The 21,037-nt window shown below is 72.5% G+C and carries 23 protein-coding genes; 2 read left to right on the plus strand and 21 right to left on the minus strand.

All coding sequences use genetic code 11. The features are described from left to right. Positions 1–2: 2 nt before the first annotated feature. The 8 genes from J421_RS25560 to J421_RS25595 form a co-directional block, all read right to left on the minus strand. Positions 3–3,593 (minus strand): M1 family aminopeptidase, encoded by a 3,591-nt coding sequence (locus J421_RS25560; protein WP_025413959.1) that lies wholly within the window; start codon positions 3,591–3,593, stop codon positions 3–5. Next, the gene (locus J421_RS25565; protein WP_025413960.1) at positions 3,590–4,525 is read right to left on the minus strand and encodes an ABC transporter ATP-binding protein; all 936 of its coding nucleotides are present in this window, start codon (positions 4,523–4,525) and stop codon (positions 3,590–3,592) included. Before J421_RS25565 ends, J421_RS25560 begins: the two co-directional genes overlap by 4 nt. 103 nt (positions 4,526–4,628) lie before the next feature. Continuing rightward, positions 4,629–5,000 carry a hypothetical protein gene (locus J421_RS25570; RefSeq protein WP_025413961.1) on the minus strand — a complete coding sequence of 124 codons (372 nt, stop codon included), beginning with the start codon at positions 4,998–5,000 and terminating at the stop codon, positions 4,629–4,631. Between the two features lie 9 nt (positions 5,001–5,009). Continuing rightward, positions 5,010–5,339, minus strand: coding sequence for a hypothetical protein (locus J421_RS25575; protein WP_025413962.1), 330 nt, complete (start codon positions 5,337–5,339; stop codon positions 5,010–5,012). A gap of 123 nt (positions 5,340–5,462) precedes the next feature. Further along, positions 5,463–6,350 carry a creatininase family protein gene (locus tag J421_RS25580; RefSeq protein WP_236646340.1) on the minus strand — a complete coding sequence of 296 codons (888 nt, stop codon included), beginning with the start codon at positions 6,348–6,350 and terminating at the stop codon, positions 5,463–5,465. Between the two features lie 112 nt (positions 6,351–6,462). Then, entirely contained in the window at positions 6,463–7,002 is a 540-nt protein-coding gene (locus J421_RS25585; RefSeq protein ID WP_025413964.1) for a mycothiol transferase, read from the minus strand. A gap of 11 nt (positions 7,003–7,013) precedes the next feature. Continuing rightward, entirely contained in the window at positions 7,014–7,451 is a 438-nt protein-coding gene (locus J421_RS25590; RefSeq protein ID WP_025413965.1) for a VOC family protein, read from the minus strand. A 142-nt stretch (positions 7,452–7,593) separates the two neighbouring features. Then, positions 7,594–10,299 (minus strand): GAF domain-containing protein, encoded by a 2,706-nt coding sequence (locus tag J421_RS25595; RefSeq protein WP_025413966.1) that lies wholly within the window; start codon positions 10,297–10,299, stop codon positions 7,594–7,596. Between the two features lie 263 nt (positions 10,300–10,562). On the opposite strand from J421_RS25595, the gene J421_RS25600 reads away from it, so the two are divergent. After that, entirely contained in the window at positions 10,563–11,471 is a 909-nt protein-coding gene (locus J421_RS25600; protein WP_025413967.1) for a lysyl oxidase family protein, read from the plus strand. Here J421_RS25600 and J421_RS33090 read toward each other — a convergent pair. From J421_RS33090 to J421_RS33095, 3 genes are all read right to left on the minus strand, one after another. Further along, positions 11,443–12,468 carry a hypothetical protein gene (locus J421_RS33090; protein WP_025413968.1) on the minus strand — a complete coding sequence of 342 codons (1,026 nt, stop codon included), beginning with the start codon at positions 12,466–12,468 and terminating at the stop codon, positions 11,443–11,445. The two genes, J421_RS25600 and J421_RS33090, sit on opposite strands and share 29 nt — an antisense overlap. 277 nt (positions 12,469–12,745) lie before the next feature. Further along, complete coding sequence (locus tag J421_RS25610) at positions 12,746–13,564, minus strand: hypothetical protein (protein WP_025413969.1); 819 nt, start codon at positions 13,562–13,564, stop codon at positions 12,746–12,748. A 117-nt stretch (positions 13,565–13,681) separates the two neighbouring features. Next, positions 13,682–14,038 (minus strand): hypothetical protein, encoded by a 357-nt coding sequence (locus tag J421_RS33095; protein ID WP_025413970.1) that lies wholly within the window; start codon positions 14,036–14,038, stop codon positions 13,682–13,684. 86 nt (positions 14,039–14,124) lie between these two features. Between J421_RS33095 and J421_RS25620 the strand changes: the two genes are divergently transcribed. Further along, complete coding sequence (locus J421_RS25620; RefSeq protein WP_025413971.1) at positions 14,125–14,760, plus strand: class I SAM-dependent methyltransferase; 636 nt, start codon at positions 14,125–14,127, stop codon at positions 14,758–14,760. A 49-nt stretch (positions 14,761–14,809) separates the two neighbouring features. On the opposite strand, the gene J421_RS25625 is transcribed toward J421_RS25620, so the two are convergent. The 10 genes from J421_RS25625 to J421_RS25670 all read right to left on the minus strand — a co-directional run bounded on the left by J421_RS25625 (position 14,810) and on the right by J421_RS25670 (position 20,897). Then, entirely contained in the window at positions 14,810–15,079 is a 270-nt protein-coding gene (locus J421_RS25625; RefSeq protein WP_025413972.1) for a hypothetical protein, read from the minus strand. Between the two features lie 141 nt (positions 15,080–15,220). Further along, complete coding sequence (locus tag J421_RS25630) at positions 15,221–15,535, minus strand: EthD family reductase (RefSeq protein WP_025413973.1); 315 nt, start codon at positions 15,533–15,535, stop codon at positions 15,221–15,223. A 73-nt stretch (positions 15,536–15,608) separates the two neighbouring features. Further along, positions 15,609–16,226 carry a transglutaminase-like cysteine peptidase gene (locus J421_RS25635; RefSeq protein ID WP_025413974.1) on the minus strand — a complete coding sequence of 206 codons (618 nt, stop codon included), beginning with the start codon at positions 16,224–16,226 and terminating at the stop codon, positions 15,609–15,611. Positions 16,227–16,232: 6 nt separating this feature from the next. Beyond that, positions 16,233–16,718 (minus strand): hypothetical protein, encoded by a 486-nt coding sequence (locus J421_RS25640; RefSeq protein WP_025413975.1) that lies wholly within the window; start codon positions 16,716–16,718, stop codon positions 16,233–16,235. Between the two features lie 48 nt (positions 16,719–16,766). After that, complete coding sequence (locus J421_RS25645; RefSeq protein WP_025413976.1) at positions 16,767–17,186, minus strand: VOC family protein; 420 nt, start codon at positions 17,184–17,186, stop codon at positions 16,767–16,769. A gap of 21 nt (positions 17,187–17,207) precedes the next feature. Next, positions 17,208–17,609: a hypothetical protein gene (locus J421_RS25650; protein WP_025413977.1), complete on the minus strand. Its 402-nt coding sequence runs from the start codon at positions 17,607–17,609 to the stop codon at positions 17,208–17,210. A 28-nt stretch (positions 17,610–17,637) separates the two neighbouring features. Further along, positions 17,638–18,063, minus strand: a complete 426-nt coding sequence (locus J421_RS25655; protein WP_148306536.1) for a hypothetical protein — start codon at positions 18,061–18,063, stop codon at positions 17,638–17,640. A gap of 502 nt (positions 18,064–18,565) precedes the next feature. Continuing rightward, on the minus strand, positions 18,566–19,546 hold the full coding sequence (locus tag J421_RS25660) for a carbohydrate kinase family protein (protein ID WP_025413979.1): 981 nt from the start codon (positions 19,544–19,546) through the stop codon (positions 18,566–18,568). 138 nt (positions 19,547–19,684) lie between these two features. Continuing rightward, positions 19,685–20,185: a YciE/YciF ferroxidase family protein gene (locus tag J421_RS25665; protein ID WP_025413980.1), complete on the minus strand. Its 501-nt coding sequence runs from the start codon at positions 20,183–20,185 to the stop codon at positions 19,685–19,687. Between the two features lie 49 nt (positions 20,186–20,234). Continuing rightward, positions 20,235–20,897 carry a hypothetical protein gene (locus J421_RS25670; RefSeq protein ID WP_148306537.1) on the minus strand — a complete coding sequence of 221 codons (663 nt, stop codon included), beginning with the start codon at positions 20,895–20,897 and terminating at the stop codon, positions 20,235–20,237. Between the last annotated feature and the right edge of the window lie 140 nt (positions 20,898–21,037).

Genomic DNA, 21,037 nt, shown 5'->3' on the forward strand with positions numbered 1-21,037 from the left:
ATCTACCGCGCCCCAGCCTGGCCTGGAACATCGGCGACGTTGTCGTCGCGCTCGCGCTCGATGAGCTTGCGGAACGGATCGATGCCGGCGCGCGCGGGCCGACGGGGCACGGTGAGCACGATCGTCTGCTTGCCGGTGTGGATGCGATGCTGCGCGAGGTACAGGGTCTCGCCGAGCGAGCCCCCGCCCGCCGAGGCGCCGAACGCACCGATCTCGACGAGATCGTTCATCGCCACCGGCGTCTGGTTCCCGATGCTGTCCGCGCGCGCCTTCGACGCGTCGACGAACAGCGTCACGCGATACGCGCCGCCGCCGGTGGGCTCGGCCCGCGCCGAGTCGGTGCGCACGCTCCACAGCGTGATGTGCTCGAAGAGGTCCGACAGCAGCGGCCGCAGCGAGTCGGGCGTGACGGCCTGCAGCTCGGCGTACAGAGCGCGCGACGTCGGCGGCGGCGCGTCGGGGCCGGCGAACTTCTCGCGGAACCGCCGCAGCGCCCCGTTCATGGCGTCGGCGCCCAGGCGCTCGCGCAGCGTGTACATCGCCACGGCGCCCTTGAAGTAGTACACGTACGACTGGTTCACGACGTCGAGCAGCGGCGCCTCGCGGTTCGTGTAGACGCTCCGGCCGGTGAGGTACTGGGCCATGTTGTAGTCGTAGAAGCGGCGCGCCATGTCGGCGCCGTACGCCGTCTCGAGCACCATCATGGAGCTGTACTGCGCCAGCGTCTCCGAGACGAACGACGCCCCGGCCGCGCCCGCGGGGATCACCTGCCCGCCCCACCACTGATGCGCCGTCTCGTGCGCGACGACGAAGAACGGCCGATCGACGTCGCCGGAATCGACCCGCGTGAGGAACGCGCTGCCCTCGGAGAACGCGATCATGTGCGGGTGCGCGCGCGCGAACGACGCGTAGCGCGGGAACTCGACGATGCTCAGCTCCCGGAACTGATAGGGCCCGAAGTGCTCGGAGTAGTACGCGAGCGACGCCTGCATGCTGCGGATCATCCGGTCGACGTTGACGTCGTGCGTCGGATGGTAGTAGACGCGCAGCGGGATGCCGTTCCAGCGGGCCTCGCGCACCGCGTACTCCGCGGAGAGCACCGCGCCGCCGTAGCGGGTGGGCGCCTCGGTGCGGTACTGGAAGTAGCGGCGTCCACGCTCGCGCCACTCGCGCACGAGCGTGCCCGACGTCACCGCGATCTGGCGCGCATCGGTGCCGACGATCGTCTCCGCGTCCACGAGCTCGACGCCGCGCGCCCCCGGACCGGTCGCACGCGTCTCGACGTCTCCGGCGGTCGGCGGCGGCGTCCGCGGCGGGAGGCCGTGCTCGCGGCGCTCGCGCTCGTCCGCCAGCTCGCGGCCGCGCAGATAGCCGAGCGCCGGCAGCCAGGTGCGATCGACGTACGCGCCGTTAGGCGTCACCGCCGTCGGCGCGCCCGCGTTCCGGAACCCCCGCGGGTGGGACGCGACCTCGAAGCTCATGGCGAGCGAGTCCCCCGGCGCGAGCGGACGCGCGAGCGCGTAGATGCGGTAGCGGCGCGCGCTGTCGTCGACGACGAGACGCGTGGCGCGGTCGAACCGCAGCGCGCGCGTCTCCACGTCGGGGCTCGGCAGCACGTGCAGCGAGTCGATCGGCCGCGTCGTGCGGTTCACGAGCTGGAACGTGCCGCGGAGCTCGGCCGCCCGCTGCGCCGGATACAGCTCGACGCGCATTCGCGCCGCGACGAGGCTCGGCTCCGGCGCATCCTCGAAGCGCTTGTATCGCCGCTCGTACTCGGCGCGGTGGGCCGCGATCTCGTCGGGATCGCCGTAGTCGTTCAGGACGTTCGTGTTGTAGAAGACGAAGCCGCCCAGCGACACGATGAGCGCGAGCGCGAGCGCGGCGGCGCGCACCGCCGGACCACCCAGGCGCTGGCGGGCGAGCGCGAGCCGCGCACGCCAGCCGATCTCCCGTCCACGCACCCAGAACAGGCTCGCCGCCACGGCGAGCAGCAGCGCCCACGCCGCCCAGTACAGCTTGAACCACACGAGCCCAGCGACGAACGGCGCGAGCCCGTTCAGGTCGGACCACACCCATCCCGGGTCCGAGCCGTAGATGAGCAGGTGATGGCGGAGGCCGATGAGCCCCGCGGCGAGCGTCGACGCGAAGTAGAGGACGACGATGAGATGGCCGACGTACTTCTGGTTCACGATGACGTGCACCGCCATCGCGAGAGCGGCGAGCAGCACGTAGTCGACGAGCTTGATGCCGAAGAGGAGCTCGAGGTACACCCCGAGCTCGTAGCGGTGATATCCGCGCAGTGCCTGCAGCAGGACGCCGGCGCCCATGAGCACCGCCTGCAGCGCGACGAGCATCCCGACGAGCGCGAGAAAGCGGCCGAGCAGCGCCACGCCGTTCGGCACCGGTGCGACGGCCGCGATGTCGCCCATGCCGACGTCGCGCTCGCGCCACACGAGCTCTCCGGCGAAGATCGCGATCAGCAGCGCCATCACCGGCGCGAGCGCCGCGCTCAGCACCGTGCCGGCGATGAGGTGCGTGACGGGCCACGTGGACGTGCCGTAGACCTCCGACCCGACGTCCCAGCCGAACGTGAACACGAAGAGCAGCGCGCCGGCGAGGACGACGAGGAACGCGCGCGTGGCCGCGATCTCGCGCCACGCACGCGCCGCGACGGCGAGCGTCTGCCGCACCCGCCCGGCGGTCGAGAACGAGCGAGCGGCGTCGGGCGCGTGCCCCCCGATGGGGCCGACGCGCGCCGGCGCCGTGTCGACCAGCGCGCGCCGCCGCCACCAGCGACGCCGCGTCGCGTCGCCCTGGTGCCCGAAGCGAAAGCGCGCGACGAGCAGCGCGAGCACGCCCGCCGCCACCGCGAGCCACAGGGCGCGGTTCCAGAGCAGCAGGTGCGGCCACCCGACGAGCCGCGCGTCGCGCTCGACCGGCGTCCAGTACTGCGTCGTCAGCGCCACCGCTCGCGTGCCTAACGGATCGACGAGCGCCGAGAGCGTCGCGTTGGACGGGCCGGTGATCTTGCCGGCGATGGTGCCGAGGACGAACAGCGCGATGCCGCCCAGGTAGGTGGTGAGCGACTGCCGCGTGAGCGCCGCGACGGCGAACATGAACGCGCCGATCAGGACGAGGTTCGGGAGCAGCAGGAGCAGATACGCCTGCACGTATGCGGCCGGCTGCACGGGCCCGAACTTTCCCGCCGCCATGTACGGCATCACCGACGCGAGCAGGAGCCCGAGCGGCACGCCGAGCAGCAGCACGGCGTTCACGGCGAGCCCGCCGAGGAATCGGCCGGCGAGGTAGTGCGCCTCGCGGAGCGGCGACGTGAAGAACAGGGCGTGCATCCGCGACTGCACGTCGCGCGCGGCGGCGTCGCCGAAGATCCCCGCCGTCACCAGCATCCCGAGCGTGCCGAGGATCGCCGAGGCGTTCATCACCATCACCGGCGCGTTCAGGTACTGCCTGCTCCCGTTGATCGCGTGCATCGTCAGGAACGGGAGCCCGAACAGCACGAGCGCGTACACCCAGGTCGACGGCTGCCGCAGACGGTACTCGACCTCGAAGCGGAATACTTCGCGGAGCGTCACGAAATCACCCGGGACGCTGCTGCCTCGGCGCGGGCGCCCTGGTGGCCGCCCATCACGCTGAAGTAGACGTCCTCGAGGTCCGGCTCCGTCGCCTCGAAGTCGGGGCCGGGGAGCGACTCGTCGTACACGTGCACGAGCGTGCGTCCCGACTGCAGCTTCGTGCAGATCACGCGGTGACGGCGCTCGATGTCCGGCAGCTCGGCCCTCGACACGACGCGCCGCCACACCCGGCCGCGCAGCGCGGCGATCGCGGCGAGCGGCTCGGCCTCGAGATGGATCTCGCCCCTGTCGATGATCGCCATGCGGCTGCACAGCTCCGCGACGTCCTCCACGATGTGCGTGGAGAGGATGACCACGGCCTGCTCGCCGATCTCGCTGAGCAGGTTCAGGAATCGCACGCGCTCGGCCGGATCGAGCCCCGCGGTGGGCTCGTCGACGATGATGAGCGAGGGGCCACCGAGGAGCGCGACGGCGATGCCGAAGCGCTGACGCATGCCGCCCGAGTAGCCGCCCAGCCGCTCGCGTCGCACGTCCCAGAGATTGGTCTGCCGCAGCAGCGCCTCGACGACGCGGCGGCGTGCGGCTCGATCGGTGAAGCCCTCGAGCACCGCGAAGTGGTCGAGCAGGCGCTCGGCGCTCACGCTCGGGTACACGCCGAACTCCTGCGGCAGGTAGCCGAGCGTGCGGCGCACGCGGTCCTTTTCGCGCACCACGTCGATGGATCCGTCCGGGGCCGATCCTGGCTCGCCGAGTGTGATGGATCCGGTGTCCGGCTCCTGCAGCGTGGCGATCGTGCGCATCAGCGTCGACTTGCCGGCGCCGTTCGGTCCGAGGAGGCCGTACATCCCGCGCGGGATGTCGAGATTGATGTCGCGCAGCGCACGCACGCCGTTCGCGTACGTCTTGGAGACACCACGGATTGCCAGGTGCATCGATCCGGGGAGGGGGGCGGCGGCGGGAGGGACGAGGGCTTCGACCCGGGTGTCGTGGCCGTACGGGGCGCGACGGGCGGAGGTGTCAGCCCGCCGCTCGCCCTCAGTACGGGAGCTCGTCCGGCTGCCGCCCCACGTAGTCCGGCGCCGGATCCTCGGCGAACTGCACGGCGTCGACGCTCGACCGGCCGTCGCGGAGCGCCCTGGCGACGCGGTGCATCCCGTCCATGACGGCGCCGTCGGCCGCGAGAATGATCGGGTACCGCAGGTCGGCCGCCTCCATCAGCTGCGCGTGCCCGACGAACGAGCGCCACGTCGGCGGCTCGTCGTCGCCGAACACCGGCCCGTCGATCTCGCGAATCTCGGCGAGCGGCACCGCGCGCGTCGGGAAGTGCGCGGTGAGGCGCACGAGCCGGTCGACGTCCCACGCGAGCAGCCCGTCCGGCGAGGCGCGGAAGTAGTACTGCTTGCGCATGCGCCCCCGTTAGGCGGCCCGCCGAGGTTGTGCACCGAGCGCGGCGCCCGCGGTGGCGCAGCCGGCGAGGACGACGGCGACCGCCCCGACCCCGAACGGGGCCCGCGCTCCGAACAGGATCGCGACGACCGCCGCCGCGCCGGTCGCCGCCGCGAGCGCCGCGCCGACGGCGGGCCCGCGGCCCCAGCGCGCCGGCGCGGCGACCACGACCAACCGCGCCACCAGCGTCGCGGCGAGCGCCATGCACAGCATTCGCAGGTCGTGCCGCACGCTCAGCGCCGCGATCGCGCCGGCGACGAAGGGCGCCGCGGTGAAGAGCAGAGCGAGGAGGCGTCGCATGGCTCGAGAGAGTCCTGGTGGATCTCGGCGCTTCGGAGACTGCCTAACGCGCTCGCACTCCCTGGAACGCCGCGTTGGCGTCGCCCGCTTCGCCAGTTGCAACGACCCGTCCCGCGCCCCGCGCTACTGCGGCGTCTTCAGCGGATCCTTGCTCCGCTCGTAGAACTCGTTCTGCAGCCGCAGGCTCTCCTGGTCCGCCTTCACCGCGCGGATCGACTGCACGATCGCGTTGATCCAGTTCTTCGCCTCGAACTCGCCGAGCTCGCGCGACGCGACCGCGCCCTCGCCGGCGTAGTGGTTCGGGAACCGCGCGTACCACCAGATGCCGGTGTAGAGACCGTCCGGCAGCTTCGCGCGCCCCTGATCGGCGCCCGACTCCTGCGCCGCCCGGTCCAGATGCACGAGGTCCGGACGCACGATCAGGCTCATGGACGTCTCGCTCTCGCCGGCGTGCATGTCGCCCGCCCGGCTCGACTTGTGCTGCGGCTCGCCGGGGCCGCTGCGCGCGAGTCCCTGCACGTAGGTCACGTAGTCGTGCGGCGTCTCGAGCTGCGACTGCGCGAAGTACGGGAGCAGGCTGTTGTTGCCGCCATGGCCGTTCACGATGATGATCTTCTTGCAGCCGTTGCGCGCCATCTCGTCCGTCGTCTCCTGCAGCAGCTGCAGCTGCAGGCCGCGGCTGTACGCGATGGTGCCCGGCTCGTGCTTCGCCTCGAAGATCTGGCCGAAGTAGTACTCGGGAAACACCACGGCGTACTCCTGCTCGGCCGCGTGGAGCGCCGCGTAGCGCGCGCTGAGCAGGTCGTTGCCCAGCGGAAGGTGCGGCCCGTGCTTCTCCAGGATGCCGAACGGGAGCAGGCACGTCCCCTGCGCGCGCGTGATCGCGTCGCGGAAGTCGGCCGCGGTCAGCTCCTCCCAGTGCACGGAGAGCTTGGCCGGTGCCGCAGGTTGCTGCGCGCCGGCGATCGACGCGACGAGCAGAGCGATGAAGAGCGATGACGGGGTGCGCACGTGTCCTCCGCAGCGGGTGTGCGGCTGATTGTAGCAGACGGTCGCCAGCGGGGCGAGCCGCGGCGTCGGCGCCGTCGGACCGATGGGCACCCGCGTCAGCTGCAACGATCCGTCAGGTGACGGCCTCGCTCGTGTCCGGCTTCGGCAGGCGCGCGCGCAGCCAGCGAATCTGGCCGCGATGATTGACCTCGTCCTCCGCGACGTGGAACCACGCCCAGTGCGCGTTGATCGCCGGCGCCGGCCCCACGGAGCGCTCGAGCCAGTCGTCGTCGCGCGCGGCGAGCGCCTCCAGCGTGCTCCGACGCGCCGCCGCCAGCGCGTCCAGGTAGTGCTCGAGCGGCTCGCCCCGCAGCGCACGTCGCCCCGCGGCGCCGAGCTGCAGGGCCGTCGACCACTGCGCCTGCTCCTGCGCCGAGAGGAGCCGTGCCTCGAACGTCAGCACCTGGTACGAGCGCTCGACCGCGGCCATGTGGGCGAGCAGCGCGCCGATCGAGTTGCTCTCGGCGTCGTGCAGGTGATCGAGCTCGGGGATGGTCAGACCCCGGACGGCGGCGAGCGTGGTGGATCGCGCGTAGCTCAGCATGCCGACCAGCCGTCCGATCGTCGGCGTGTAGCCGGCGATCGGCTCGATCCGCAGAGGCGAGGGAAGCATCGACCGATTCGTTAGGCCGCGGGCGGGTCCTCCGCGCCCGTGGACGGCTCGTCCGGCGCCGGCTCCCACAGCTCGAACCGGTTCCCCTCCGGATCGGCCGCCCAGCCGAAGCGACCGTAGCCCGCGTCCTCGATCTTCTCGGAGACCCACCCGCCCGCCGCCCGCAGCTGCTCGAGCATCGCGTCCAGGTTCGCCACGCGGTAGTTGATCATCCACCCGGCCGTCCCGGTGCCGAAGTACGTCGTGTCGGCCGGGAACGCCGACCACACCGTCTGCACCTGCGCCCCGCTCGCGTCCCGGCCGTCCGGCCCCGCCTCGAACACGGCATGCGTCTGCCCCGCGCCCACCTCGACGCCGAGGTGCTCCCGATACCAGGCCGCGAGCGCGACCGGGTCGCGTGCCTTGAAGAACACGCCGCCGATGCCGGACACCCGAATGCGGTCGGTCACTGCATCTCCCGTGTGAACGTGTGAGCCGCCTAACTCCGGCGGTGAACTTGCAGGCGCCCCACACGCGCTGCAAGCACGAAGGTTCGAGTGAAGGTCCGCCGTCGCGTTCCCCGGCGAATCTGCATCGAGGCACGACGACCCGTTAGGCCTCTCCGTCGCGACGGTCGCTGCCGCTGCGGCGCTCCTCTTCCGTGCGCCGCTCGTCGTGCGTGCGACGATCCACGCCCTCGCCCGTCGGCCCGTCGGCGCGACGCAGCACGACGATGAACGTCGAGCCCTTCCCCACCGTGCTCCGCACGCGCAGCTCGCCGCCCATGCCGCGCGCGAGGTCGCGGCTGATCGCGAGGCCGAGCCCCGTGCCGCCCGCCTCGCGCGTCAGCTCGCTCCGCACCTGCACGAACGGCTCGAAGATGGTGTCCAGCTTCTCCGCGGGCACGCCCACGCCGGTGTCGCAGACGCGCAGGTACGCGCGGTCTTCCGGCGGCGCCGCGTCGGGACGCGCATCCCCCGCGTCGACGGCGTCGTCCTCGACCAGCTCCACCGTGATCCGCCCCGGCGCCCCGCCGCGCCCGGACGGCGTGAACTTCGCCGCGTTCGACAGCAGGTTGATCAGGATCTGCGCGAGCTTCTCCTTGTCGGCCCACACGGGCACCGGCGGCCGTCCCACATCCTCCGGCAGCCGCACCTCGAGCGCGAGATCCCGGGCGGCGATCTGCGGCCCTACGATCGCCAGCACGTCGTGCACCACGTCGGCCACGAGCACCGGCCGGACGTCGTACTCCACCCGACCGCTCTCCAACCGCGCGTAGTTCAGCACGTCGTTGATGAGGCCTAACAGATGCCGCTGCGCGCGCGTGATGCGCTCGAGCGCCTCGCGCTGCGCGTCGCTCACGGGTCCGTGCAGCCCGAGCGCGATCAGCTCCGCGTGCCCCGCGATCGCGTTCAGCGGCGTGCGCAGCTCGTGGCTCATCGTCGCCAGGAACTGGCTCTTCGCCTGGTTCGCGTCCTCGGCGTCGGCGCGCGCGCGCTCGGCCTCGCGGTAGAGCCGTGCGTTGTCCACCGCGGTCGCCGCGCGGTGGGCGAGATCCTCGGCGAGCGCGCGGTCCGCCTCGTCGTAGCGCCGGCCCGAGTCCGCCATCACCAGCGTGAGCGCGCCCAGCGTCATGCGGCGCGCCACGAGCGGCACGACGATCGCCGCGCGGAAGCCGACCTGCCGCAGCAGCTCGAGCTCCTCGGGCGTGCGCGCCACGGCGGCGAGCAGCTCGTCGGGGATGTCGGGATAGAACTCCGTCACGCCCTCGCGCAGCACGCGCGGCAGCCCGGTCGGCTGCGACCAGTCCTGCGGGATGCGCTGCTCCAGCTCGCGCGCCCACTCGACCTTCGCCGGATCCTCGTGCGCGACGGCGAGCCGCTGCACCGCCGGCGGCCACGGATCGCGCGCGCCTAACGGTCGCGGCTCCACGAGCACGTCCACCGCGCACCAGTCGGCGAGACGCGGCACCGCGGCGGCGGCGAGCGCACGCAGCGTCGCCTCGTAGTCGAGCGACGCGGCGAGCAGCCGGCTCGCCTCGGCCAGGAACGCGCTGGCCTGCCGCGCGCGGCGCTCGGCCTCGTACGCGCGTGCGCGCTCGAGCGCGAGGCCGCACTGCCCGCCGAGCGTGGCGAGGAAGGCGCGCGTCGCCTCGTCGAACTCCACCGGGCGGAGGAAGCTCGCGCTCAGACCGGCGATGACCCGACCGCCGCTCACGATCGGGATCGCGGCGAACGCCTCGTACGCCGCGCCGGCCGAGTCGGCGTCGGGGTACAGGCGCCGCCACTCGTCGCGCGAGCCGACGAGCTGCGGCTCGCGCGTCACGACCGCGTCGGACAGCGGCCGCCCCGGGTGCAGCGGGAAGCGCCGATACTTCGCGACGAGCGAGTCCGGGTAGCCGACCGTGCGCACGATCTCGAGCTCGGCCCGCTGCGGCGCGTCTGGCGTGTCGGGCGCGTCGGCGAGCGTGTGCACGAGGGCCAGCGCGCCGGCATCGGCGCCGATCGCGGCCAGGCCGTCGCGCAGGATGACGGCGGCCACCTGCTCGGGCGTGACGGCGGTGCTGAGCCCCGCGGCCACGGCGAGCAGTCGCAGGTCGCGGTCCGCCGCGCGCTGCAGCTGCGCGTTCGTGTGCTCGAGCTCCTCGGCGAGCGTCTGCGCCTCCTCCATCTGGTGCTCGAGCTCCAGCGCCTGCTCCTGCAGCTGGTGCGCGTACGCCTCGGACTCGGCGTGGGCCTCGCGGAGCTGGTCCTCCACCTGCCGCCGCGTCGCCGCCGCGGACAGCACGTTCGCGATGCCCTGCAGGAAGTGCAGGTCGTCGCTCGTGAAGCGCCGCCGCCGGGCCGTGTGCGCGCCGAGCACGCCGTACGAGCTGCCGCCCGGCCCGTAGAGGATCACGCTGATGCCGCTCACGACGCCGTGCTCGCGCAGCAGCGGCGGATCCTCGAGCCGCGCCTCGGTGCGCAGGTCGTCGACCACCACCGGCGCGCGCGTCAGCAGCGCGTACCCGGCCTGCGACTCGCGGCCCACGTGAATCGTCGCGTTGCCGACCACGCCCTCCCGCCACCCGACCCCGGCGACGATGCGCGCCGTCTGCCCGTCGGGGAGCAGCTCCAGGATCTTCACGAACTCGACGTCGAGCGCGTCCGCGACCGCCTGGGCCGCCTCCTGCCGCAATCCCGAGAGGCTGAGCCCAGCGAGCGCCCGGACGCCCAACTCGGCGACCGCCGCCTGCTGGCGCGCGCGCAAGCCCGCGCGATCGTCCGCCCGCTCGTGGTCGGCGTCGGGCGCCCGACCGGCTCCCGGCACGGTGTCCACTGAGTCGTCCTCCCGATGGGAGCTGGTCGGGCGGCGGTGATGCACGAAGACAGGACCGTCGCGACGGAGCGTGTGACGGGTGAGCGAGCGGACCGCACGGGATGCTGCGCCCGGCGCAACTTCGAGGCCGCGTCGTGGTGATCCACCCTACACGATCGCCCCCAGCGTCGGAACCGGCCCCTTGCGTCTCGTCCGAGGAAAATGCACGCTCGCGCACCGGCATCAGCCCGCAGGTGCACGCCAGCCCTTCATCCGGAGGCGCCATGCGTCGGTCCCTGTGCTCCCTCGTCACGCTCGTCGGCGCGCTGTACTCGATGGCCTGCGCCGGCGATGCGACACCCACGGCCCTGTCGCCTGCGCCGTCGCGCCCCGCCCTCTCGAGCGGCGTGCCGGACCTCAGCGCGCCGCCGGATCTCATCGTCGACTCGAAGGCGACGCAGAACAACTGGGTCACCCGCGTCGAGGACTTCCCGGCGGACTTCTGCAGCGTGATCGAGGGCGGCGTCACGCCGGGCACGCACACCGTCATCCGCTTCACGGTCACGACGCCGAACATCGGCAAGGGCGACGTGTTCGTCGGCAGCCCGCTCGCGCACATGGACCCGAACGGCGACGGCGATTTCTCCGACCAGGACGGGCTGTTCGAGTTCGCGTCGTGCCACCAGCACTTTCACTTCCAGCACTACGCCACGTACAAGCTGATCGGCGCAGACGGTCAGGTGTGGAAGGCGGCGAAGCGCGGCTTCTGCATGCTCGACACCGACCCCTACAACGTGAACAACGGCGACGGCACGTGGACGTACCGGAGCTGTGGCACGCTCACGCGCGACGGCTTCCAGGGCGTGAGCTCGGGCTGGGCCGACACCTACGTGTTCAAGTTAGGCGGGCAGTACTTCGTGCTCGACGGCGGCGACGGACAGCCCGTCGTCCCACCCGGCGTGTACACGATCCAGGTCGAGGTGAACCCGGCCTTCGCGCCCGACAGGCGAGGCAACTGCCCGCGGGTGAAGGACCCGGCGACGGGCCTCTGCCACAACTTCGCCGAGGCGCGCTACGACAACAACGTCGGCTCGGCCACGGTGATCATCACCGACCACCCGGGGCGCAGCGGCTACGGCCCGCTGAAGAACGACAACTCGAAGATCACGAAGGAGGACGAGATCGAGAAGTGACGCGATCCGCCGACGCCGGCTTCTTCGACGGGTTCTTCGACGGCGTCTTCGGCTTCTCCGACGGTGGCTCGGGCTTCGGGTGGCTCATGCCGGGCATCGGCGGCATGCTGTCGGGCGACACCGCGCGGTGCGCGCTGTCGCCGGGCTCCGCGCCGTGCCGCATGCCCCGCATGTCGGTCATCTCGCCGTACGGCATGCTCACCATGTGGCCGGTGCGGTCGTCGTGGTGCATCACCGCACCGTACGTCACGGTGGGCGTCGGAAGCTGCGACATGAAGCCCACGGCCGGCCCGCCCATGTTCTCGATGCCCATCTCGCGCGCCATCGTGCGCCACGCGTCGACGCTCGCCATCACGAGCGTCGTGTCGTCCCGGAAGCGCCGCGCGGCGAGCAGGATCTCGGCCCGCTTCGCGCGGCGGGGCACGGCGGGGTTCGCGAGGATGTCGCTCACCACGTCGTGCATCGAGTGCAGGTTGTCGAAGATGATCGCCGCCTCCGGGTAGCGCGTCGCGAACGTGGGCGCGACCGCGGCGGTCATCGGCATCTGGTACGGCAGCGTGCGCGGCGGATCCGCGAGCATCTGCCAGAAGCGCGCGACCGTCGCGCGCACGCCGGCCTGCCGCTCCGCCGAGCCGCGGCCGACCACGAGCGGCTCGTAGAGGCCGATCTGCATCCAGTGGTAGGCCCAGATCAGGCCATTGAACTTCGGGTACGTCTTGCGGAACGCGAGCGAGTACGGTTGCTCCTGCATGAGCACCATCGACTTCGGCTTCGAGCTGAACGCGAGGTCCGGTCGCGTCCTGTAGTACGCGAGCAGTCGCGCGACCTCGCGGTCCTTCGCCGCGTCGTCGAGGCGCTCGTCGGCGAGGACGTCGTAGAGCTGGCGGTGGAGGATGTGCGCCCAGTCGAACATCGCCTTCGCCTCGGGCGCGAGCTTCGCGTACTCGACCTCGATCGCCTGCTCGGCCAGCGGCACGCGCGGCGGGCGGATCAGCACACGCGTCGTGAGGACGTCGTACTGCGTCTCCTCCAGCAGCGACGCCGGCGCGTCGGGCTTCGTCCACAGCGTCTCGTACAGGATCGCGTGGCCGTAGTCGAAGCCGTTGAACAGCCGGTCGGCGCCCTGATACTGGTTGCGGAAGTACCAGTTGTGCGGCGCCTGGAGGTAGAACGTCTCGTACGTCGTCGACCACTGCGCGCGCGCGCGGGCGACGCGCCGCTCGCGGCCGCGCCTAACGCGGAGAGGGCGACGGACAGCAGTCGGCGGGTGCGCATCAGCGGGCGCTCCACGGCAGGCCGAACGCCCATGCCCCGCCGGCGGTGAGAGACCAGGCGGGGTCGTCGCCCGTGAGACGCCGTCCGACGCCGCCGTCGATCGCCCAGCGCGGCGTGAGCTGGTAGCGTGTGCCGACGCCGGCGTGCCATTCCACGTCGGCGCCGTCGTGCAGCGGCCTGCGTGCGTACACCTCGCCGGTGACCAGCATCGAGCGGAGCGGGAACGTCCTGTCGATCGCCGCGCCGGCGAGCCAGCGCGAGACCTCGACGGCCCGCGCGCCGGCGGCGGCGGCCGTCGCCGCGCGGCCGAACGTGTACTGGCCGTTCGCGTGCACGCGGGCCCAGCGGAACGTCTTCGTCGCGATGCCGGTGAGCGACGAATACACCCGGTCGGGCCCGAGCGCGCCCGCCGGCAGCAGCAGGTCGCCGCGGATGCCTAACGCCGGCAGCCTCGTCTCGACGTTCAGGTTGTGGAGCACCGACACGTCGATGCCGGCGAGGCTCGTCGTGTGCGTGCCGAGCCCGCCGTCGACGTAGACGAGCGGCGCGCCGACTTCGAGCTGGGTCCGCGGGAGCACGCCGAGCGCGATCTCGGGCTCGAGCCCCCAGCGATAGACGCCGCCCTTCGCGCGCTCGAGCCGCAGCGGCGCGGCCTGCAGCTCCACGCCGCGGCGCTCGATCGCGTACGCGTCCTCGATGCGCACGGGGCGGCCCGCGTCGGTGTTGTAGTAGTCGGTCTGCGCGAGCGCGATGCCCGGCACCGCCCCCGCGACGAGCGCGGCGCCGAGCGTGCGGCGCGCGCGTGAGATGGTGGTCATGCGACTGCCTCGATACGTCCCGAGTCTGCGCGCATCCCGGGGCCGCGGACGCGGCGGGGCTGCGCGCGGTGAGCGTCGGCCCCGCGCTCCGGTTGGGTCACGGAGCGCGGCGCTCGCTCAGGCTCGCGGCGGCGGCGGCTCGGGTGCGGCTCGCGCGGAACGATGCAGGTGCTCGTCGGCGACGACGATCCGCGTGCGCCCGGCCGTGAGCGTCACCGCGAGCTCCGAGGTCTCCGCGGATGCCGCGGCGACGGTGCACCCGTCGGCGACCGCGCACGGCGCGCCGTCGTGCTGGTGCCGCGGCGCATCCTTCGGCGCGTGCTCGCCGTGATGCGCGGTGGACGCCGCGTGCGCGTGCGGCATCCGATCGCCATGCTCGGCGGCGCACGCGGCGCACCCCATGCCGCCGAGCACGGCGACGTGGAGGATCAGCAGCTCGAGCGCGAGCGCGACGAAGCGGCGGGAGCGTCTCACGAGGGAAGTCACCACGTGCAAGGTACACGCTTTCCGCGCGCGGTGGCCGGCGTAGATTGTCGGCCCCATCGGCTCCGGAGCGACGCGTGAGCGACTGCTGCGACTGCTACACCTCCAAGTTCGACGACGCGCGGGCCGCCGACGACCTCGCGCGCTACCACCGCGAGGGCCCCAACGACACCACCCGCCGCCTCCTCGACGTGCTGCGCGCCGAGGGCGTCGAGGGCGCGACGCTGCTCGACATCGGGGGCGGCGTGGGCGTCGTGCAGCACGAGTTGCTGGGCGGCGGCGTGCGCGAGGCCGTGGCCGTGGACGCGTCGCGCGCGTACCTGAGCGTCGCGCGCCGCGAGGCCGAGCAGCGCGGGACCGCGCAGCGATCGACGTTCCTGCTCGGCGACTTCGTCGCGCTCGCGCCCGAGATCGCGCCGGCGGACGTCGTCACGCTCGACCGCGTGATCTGCTGCTACGGCGACATGGAGTCGCTCGTCGCGGCGTCCGCGTCGCGAGCGCGGCGCCTGTACGGCTTCGTCGTGCTGCGCGACACGTGGTGGGTGCGAGCCCGCGAGGCGTTCGACAACCTCGCTCGCCGGCTGCGTGGCGTCGCGTTCCGGAGCTACGTGCACTCGCTGGATGCGATCGACGCGGCGGTGCGGCGGCAGGGATTGCGCCCGCGCTACTCGGCGCGGACGCTCGTCTGGGAGATCGCGGTCTACGAGCGGTAGGCCGTCGGCGCTTCGGATCTCCTGGAGGTCCTGCGTTGGGCCCGCGTCTTCACTTCGCGCGCTTCCGCGCGGCCCGCTGGCGGGCCCGCTGCTTCGCGAGCGTCGGCTTCAGATACCGTCGGTACCCGTCGGGACTCATCCACCCCTTCGGACACTCGACGCGCTTCAGCTCTCCGGCGCGCAGCTCGAGGAACTGGTGCGTCTTGCTCGTACGTCGCTCCACGCGAATCCGATAGGTGCCCTTCTCGATCGCGCGCACGCGGCCCGTCCGGCCGTCGGGCACACGAACGCAGTCACCGACCGCGAAGCGTCCGCTCATGAGTCCTTCGCTGCGCAGGTGTCCGCCGACGGCGAGGTCTTGGCGAGAGCGTGTCCGGTCGCGCCTGACGTCGGCAACATCAGAGCTCCATCAGGTCCTTCGCGACCACGATGCGGCCGCCGACGTGCGCGCGCGCGCGTGTTACACCTCGGCGGCGTCGAACAGGTACATCTGCACGTCGTCGTCCTCGGGCGCCAGCACGCGCCGATCCGCCGCGCAGGCCTGGCCCTCGGGCGTCGCGAATGCGCGGCGGAGGGCCGCCAGGTCGTCGAAGTACAGCGTGCCCACGAGGTACGGCTCGGGATCGCCCGCGGGCGTGAGGATCGGCCGTCGACTCACCTCGTACTTCCGCAGCCCGGGCAGCCGCTTCGCGAGCGGCACGTGCACGTCGAAGTAGTGGGCGTCGAACGCCGCCGGATCCTTCGGCGTCCGATAGATCACGATCATGCGGGCCATGGTGCGGTCGATGGAGGGTGATTGCCGCGCGACGCCGGAATGATGCGCGAAGGGTCGCGGCAGCTGCAACGACTCAGTGCCGCGCCGCGCGCTCCTCGTGCTCGGTCAGCAGGCACCCCGCGAACGCCGTCGTCTCGAACCGCGCGTTGACCGCGACGTGCGGTCGATACTGCGCGCGGACCTCGGCCAGGGGGCGGACCATCGCCGCCCGCGTCCGCGCGACCGACTCGAGCACGAACTCCACGCCACCCTCGCGGAAGACGACCCACGCGTGGTGCGCCGGGTCGTCGCGCGTCACGTCCCACCGGCCCGCGACCAGCTCCGCGTCGACGCCGAGCTCCACCAGCTTCCGCCACGCCCACAGCGCGTGGTCCTCGCAATCGCCCTGACGCAGCCGCTCGAACGTCCCCGGGTGCTGCCAGAAGTCGGACTCGTTGAACAGCTCGCGGTCGCTCGCGTACGTGCACCCCAGCAGCCAGTCGCACACCTCGTCGATCGAGCGCACCTGCACCTGGCTCTCGCGCTCGAAGTACCAGTGGAAGTCGCGCACCGAGCCGCGGCCGAACGCGCCCACCGGCAGCGTGGCCGTCGACCGCTCCCACGGATCGTCCACGCGCACACGCGGGCGCATCCGCTCGACGAGCGGCGCGAGCAGGCGGGCGAGGAGGCGCGGGATCGGCTCCGCGGGCATCGCGCGCTACCTCTGGTGCAGGCGCCGAAGCATCGCCAGGAGGTCGGTCGGCGGATCCGGATAGCGGAAGTTCTCGAGCCGCCAGCCCGACGCGCCGCGCATCACCTCGACCACGACGTCGGCCCGCGTGTGCCGCGCGCAGCCGCCCTCCCCGACGACGTCCACGAGGAACCGATCCCCTGCCCGCCGGGCACGCCGCACGACGTAGTGCTCGCACGGGTCCTGCGCGTTCAGGAACGGATCGCCGTCGAGGCCCACCACCTCGTCCGGGCTGCGCGCGCTCGCCACCGAGTCGCGCCGAAGCGCCGCCACGATCGCCGGCGCGAACAGCGTGCGGCGTTCGTGAATGGCGCGCATCCACGCGGGCCCGGCTCCGCTCGCCGTGGCGAGTGGCGTGTACCACGTGTAGAACGCCTGCACGACCCGCCCGACCGAGTCCGCGGTCGCGTCTCGGCTGGGCTGCGCTGCCGCCTGCAGGCCCCCCAGCGTCACGGCGGCAGCCGCGAGGGCACGCGATCCGAAGGAGGTTCGCCGAGCCATTCATCCCCCAGTGTGCTGGTTCTCGCGAAACCAGATCAGCTCCACCGGCGCCCCGTCGACGAGGATCATCGCGGCGCGCACGCCGTCGGACGGCGATCCCGGCGGGTGGATGACCTCCTGCCCCTCGAGCGCGGCGTCGAGATCGTCGACCTCGAACGCCACGTGGGGCAGGCACTTGATCGCGGGGTGGAGCGGGCTCTCGTCGGAGTACCGCATCCACTCGATGCCGAACGGGCTGGAGGAGAAGCCGGAGACGTGCAGCCCGAACGCCGCCAGGTGCGTCTCGTTAGGCCGGGGCTCGTGCGTCGGAATCCCGATGTGGTGAAACCGCCAGCGCAGTCGCGAGACGACGGGAGGAGGCTCGTGATCGAGTCGGTGCACGGAGCGCACGAGAGCAGCGAGCGTCGGCTCGGCCGTCATGACGACGACTCCAGGTCGGGTTCAGCGATGCGTTAGGCGGTGCGCCACGACGTGTCGCTCCAGCGTGCTGTCGGCGAGCCTGAGCGCGCCCTCGAGCCGACCCTGCGCGACCCAGAACCGCCAGACGCCCACCGCGATGCGGCAGGTGGCCTCCGAGCGCCCGGACGTCCGCGCCACGGCGACGCGGCACGCGAGGGGGCCCATGTCGACGGTGTCCGCCCCGGCCACGCGCGCTCCCTGCATCGTGACCGCGCCGACGCCGGTGGAGTCGATCCGATACACCACGTGCTCCAGGTGACACGTGGGACGAGCGACCACGCACACGGATTCACCGGCCCAGCGTCCGAGCAGCTCCGACGCCGGCTGCGACCGACCGGCGAGTGCCAGGACCCACGACGCGACGAGCGGAAGTACGTGGTGCATGCTTCCTCCCTCGGAGACGCCGTGCACCTCAGCGCCGCACGGAGTCCGCGCGCAGGATGACCCAGGCGATCTCCGCGCCGCGCGGCGCGCTCGGGCCGAGGACCGTGTACCCGCTGACGCGCCACGGGGCGGCCCGCACCCCGGGCATGATCTGCGCGAACGCCGTGTCGACGTGCATCCCGAACGCGCGCCGGCGACCCATGGCGTGGTGCGTGAGCCGGCAGTCGGCGTCGAACACCAGCGCCACCGTCGCGAGGCTGTCGCCCGGCGTGAGCGCGGCCGATTCGGGGTACAGCGCCCGCACCATCGCCTGCAGCGTGTCGGCGCGCAGGGGGAACGCGCCCGGCTCGCAGGCCGACGCCTGCACCGTGGGCTGCGCGCCCGCCACGGCCACCGCGGCCGCGATGCCGAGAACCAGCGAGCCACCTGCCACGTCTCGGACGATCCGCCTCATGTCTGCTCCCGCGCGAGGGTCGACGACTCCGGCCCTAACGTTGCCGCCCGGAGTACGTTGCGCCAGGCCGGACGGACCGATGGATCGTGAGCGCGGCCTAACGCCGGGGGATGAGGTCGGACTCAGGCACGGCACGCAGTCGACGACGTCCACGCGAGTGGTTCGCCCCTCGGCCACGCTGACGCGCACCTCTCGGCGCCCGGCCGGGCCTCCCGCGTTCACGTACGCGCGGAGGGTGAACGTCCCGGGGGGCAGCACGAACTCGGCCATGCCGTTCCGATCCGTCGCCTGCGCTGCCCCGAGCTCGACGATCTCGAGCCTCCGGCCTGCGAGCGCCTCGTTCTGCCAGTGAACGAATACCTGCAGTCGACCTCTGCTCGGCGCTTCCGTGGACCGCCCGCAGGAGAGGCTCGCGGCGCACAGCGCTGCGAGGCCGAGCACCATCGCTCGCCTCATGTCCTCCTCCTCGGGTTAGTCGATCACGGGAGGCAATCCGGTCGGACTACGTTCGTCCCTGCGCGCAGCCGTTCGACAGGTGCGCCACGAGTCCGGCGACGCCGTGGAACTCCGCGTTGCGGCCCGCGCGCTCGTTCGCACACCGCAGCGCGTCGGCCAGCGCGTCCCCGGCGAGCAGCCGCGCGAACGCCGTCGCGCCCCACACGTCGCCGCACCCCGTGGGATCCACCTCCGGCCCGCGGCGCACCGCGTCGGACGCCAGCGCGATGCCTAACGCCTCGCTCGACGCGCCACTCGACGCGCCGGCCGACGTGTCGCCGAGTCGCCGGAAGCCCGGCGCCGCGTGGTACACCACCCCGCGCGGTCCCAGCGTCACCATCGTGGCGCGCGCCCCCGCGCCGAGCGCCAGCGCGGCGAACGCGTCGGGATCGGGCGCCAGCATCGACATCTCGTCCTCGTTCACCTGGATGAAGTCGAAGCAGCGACACCATGCCGTCGCGCGCTCGAGCGGCCGGAGCTGCCGCATGCCGGTCGACTGCACGGCCCACAGCATCATGTGCAGGTCGACGTAGATCGGACCGGCGAAGCTCGCGCGCAGCCGCTGCGCGACGTCGAGATCGATCTCCCAGCCGCTCAGGAAGTTCACGTACAGCGCATCGATCCGTGCCGCCTCGAGACGCGGCGCGAGCTCGTCCCACCGCCATCCCGGCACGCCGCCGCTCATGAACTCCGTGCGGTGCTCGTCGTCGTGGTAGCGAAGCTCGGAGCGGTTGTTCGGCTCCGGCACCTCGACGAGCGCGGCGTCCGCCGCGGCGTGGCGCAGCCCCGACACGAACGCCCGCCCCGGCTCGGCCACGTCGTGCCCCACCTTGATGAGCGGCACGATCTCCCAGTCGTCGGCGAGCGCGGCGTCGAGACCGCTCAGCGCGTACGCGAGCCCGCCCCACCCCTCCACGCGCTCGCTCTTCGGCGGGCTGCCGTAGATCACGTCCCACACCAGAGTGCCGATCACGCCGAGCCGGGGCATCGCGAGCGGAAGGGGAAGGGTTCGCGCAGGGTCGTGCAGCGCGACGCAAGATAACCGCGCGTGGAACGCCATCATCCCCTTCCACCCCGGAGGCCTACGCGACTCGCCCGGCGTCCGATCCCGGACGCCGGGCCTCGCTCAGTCGCCCTGCAGCGCGTCGACGTTGATCGTGCTCTCCGCCAGCGCGCTGAGGAGCTGGTCGGTGTCGCCTTCCTCGTCCTCGGTCTTCTGCAGCAGCGCGACGTCGCTCTCGCGGCCGAGCAGCCGCGCGTACGTCTTCACGCAGCCGTAGCCGGCGATCTCGTAGTGCTCCACGCGCTGCGCGTCGGCGATGAGCGCGGCGTCGAGCACGTCGGAGCTCGCCTTCTCCTCCATCGTCTTCTCGCCTTCCGCGATCAGCCCCTTCATCCCCTCGCACGGCTCGCCGCTCGGGTCCTCGCCGAGTCCGCCGAAGATGCGCTCGAGCCGGCGGACGTGCTCCTTCGTCTGCTTGGCGTGCGCGCGGAACGCCTTCTTCAGCTCCGGGTGCGATGCCGCCGCCTCCATCTTCGGCAGCGCGTCCAGGATCTGCTGCTCCGCGTCGTACAGGTCGCGCAGCTGGTCGACGTACAGGTCGTGCAGAGAATCGAGCGACGGCATCGGGTGTCTCCTCCGAAGTGGGTGATGCGCGGCGATTCCGCGACGGCGCTCAGCGCCCGAGCGACGGGCCGCTGCCGTCGGCACGCAGCGCGACGGCCACGGTGACCTCCGCGTCGGCGGACAGCCCCGCGGCGAGCAGCGCGAACCACACCGCGCCAATGGTGACGCCGCGCCGGTACGCGGCGTCGACGATCAGCAGGTGCCTAACGGTCACGAGCGGCGGGTCGAGCGGCGGCGAGACGTGCACGAACGGCGCGAGCTCCCCCGGCGTCATCGCGCGCCGCGGCGCCCCGTCCCACCGCGTCTCGGCGTGGAGTCGCGTCACGCACGGGCTGAGGTTCGCCATGCGTGGCCGCGCGGCGCGCGCGGCCGCGGCGTAGGGCGCGTTCAGCGCGCGGCGCCACGGCGCGCGTACCATCGCGTCGGCGTCGACGCCGGCGATCGCGTCGCGGAACGCGCGGAGCGTCGCGCCGAGTGCGTCGAAGTACTCGAGCGCGAGCGACGCGGTGTCGCGCTCGCTCTCGTCGATGCGCACCGCCCGGTGGAGCGGGTCGAGGTACGCGAGACCGTTCGGCGGATCCGCGCCCCACGGGTCGAACGCCGCGAGGGAGACGAGGCGGAATCGGCGCGGCGCGCCGCCCACGACCACGTAGCCGACGCTCTCGTCCGCGGCGACGCCCGTCGTGCTCCTGCTCCCGACCTCCTCGACCATGCTGCTGCTGCTGCCTCGCGAGACCATCCGTCCTCCGCGCGTGTCGTGGTCCCGCGGACGGCGAGAGTCCCGTGCCAGCGAGTCGGCGGCACCCCTGAATCGTTAGGCGGCACAGGCGAGCTCTGCGATTGCGGCCGGGG

Origin of the sequence: Gemmatirosa kalamazoonensis, assembly GCF_000522985.1 — a bacterium.
In the GTDB taxonomy this organism is placed as follows: domain Bacteria; phylum Gemmatimonadota; class Gemmatimonadetes; order Gemmatimonadales; family Gemmatimonadaceae; genus Gemmatirosa; species Gemmatirosa kalamazoonensis.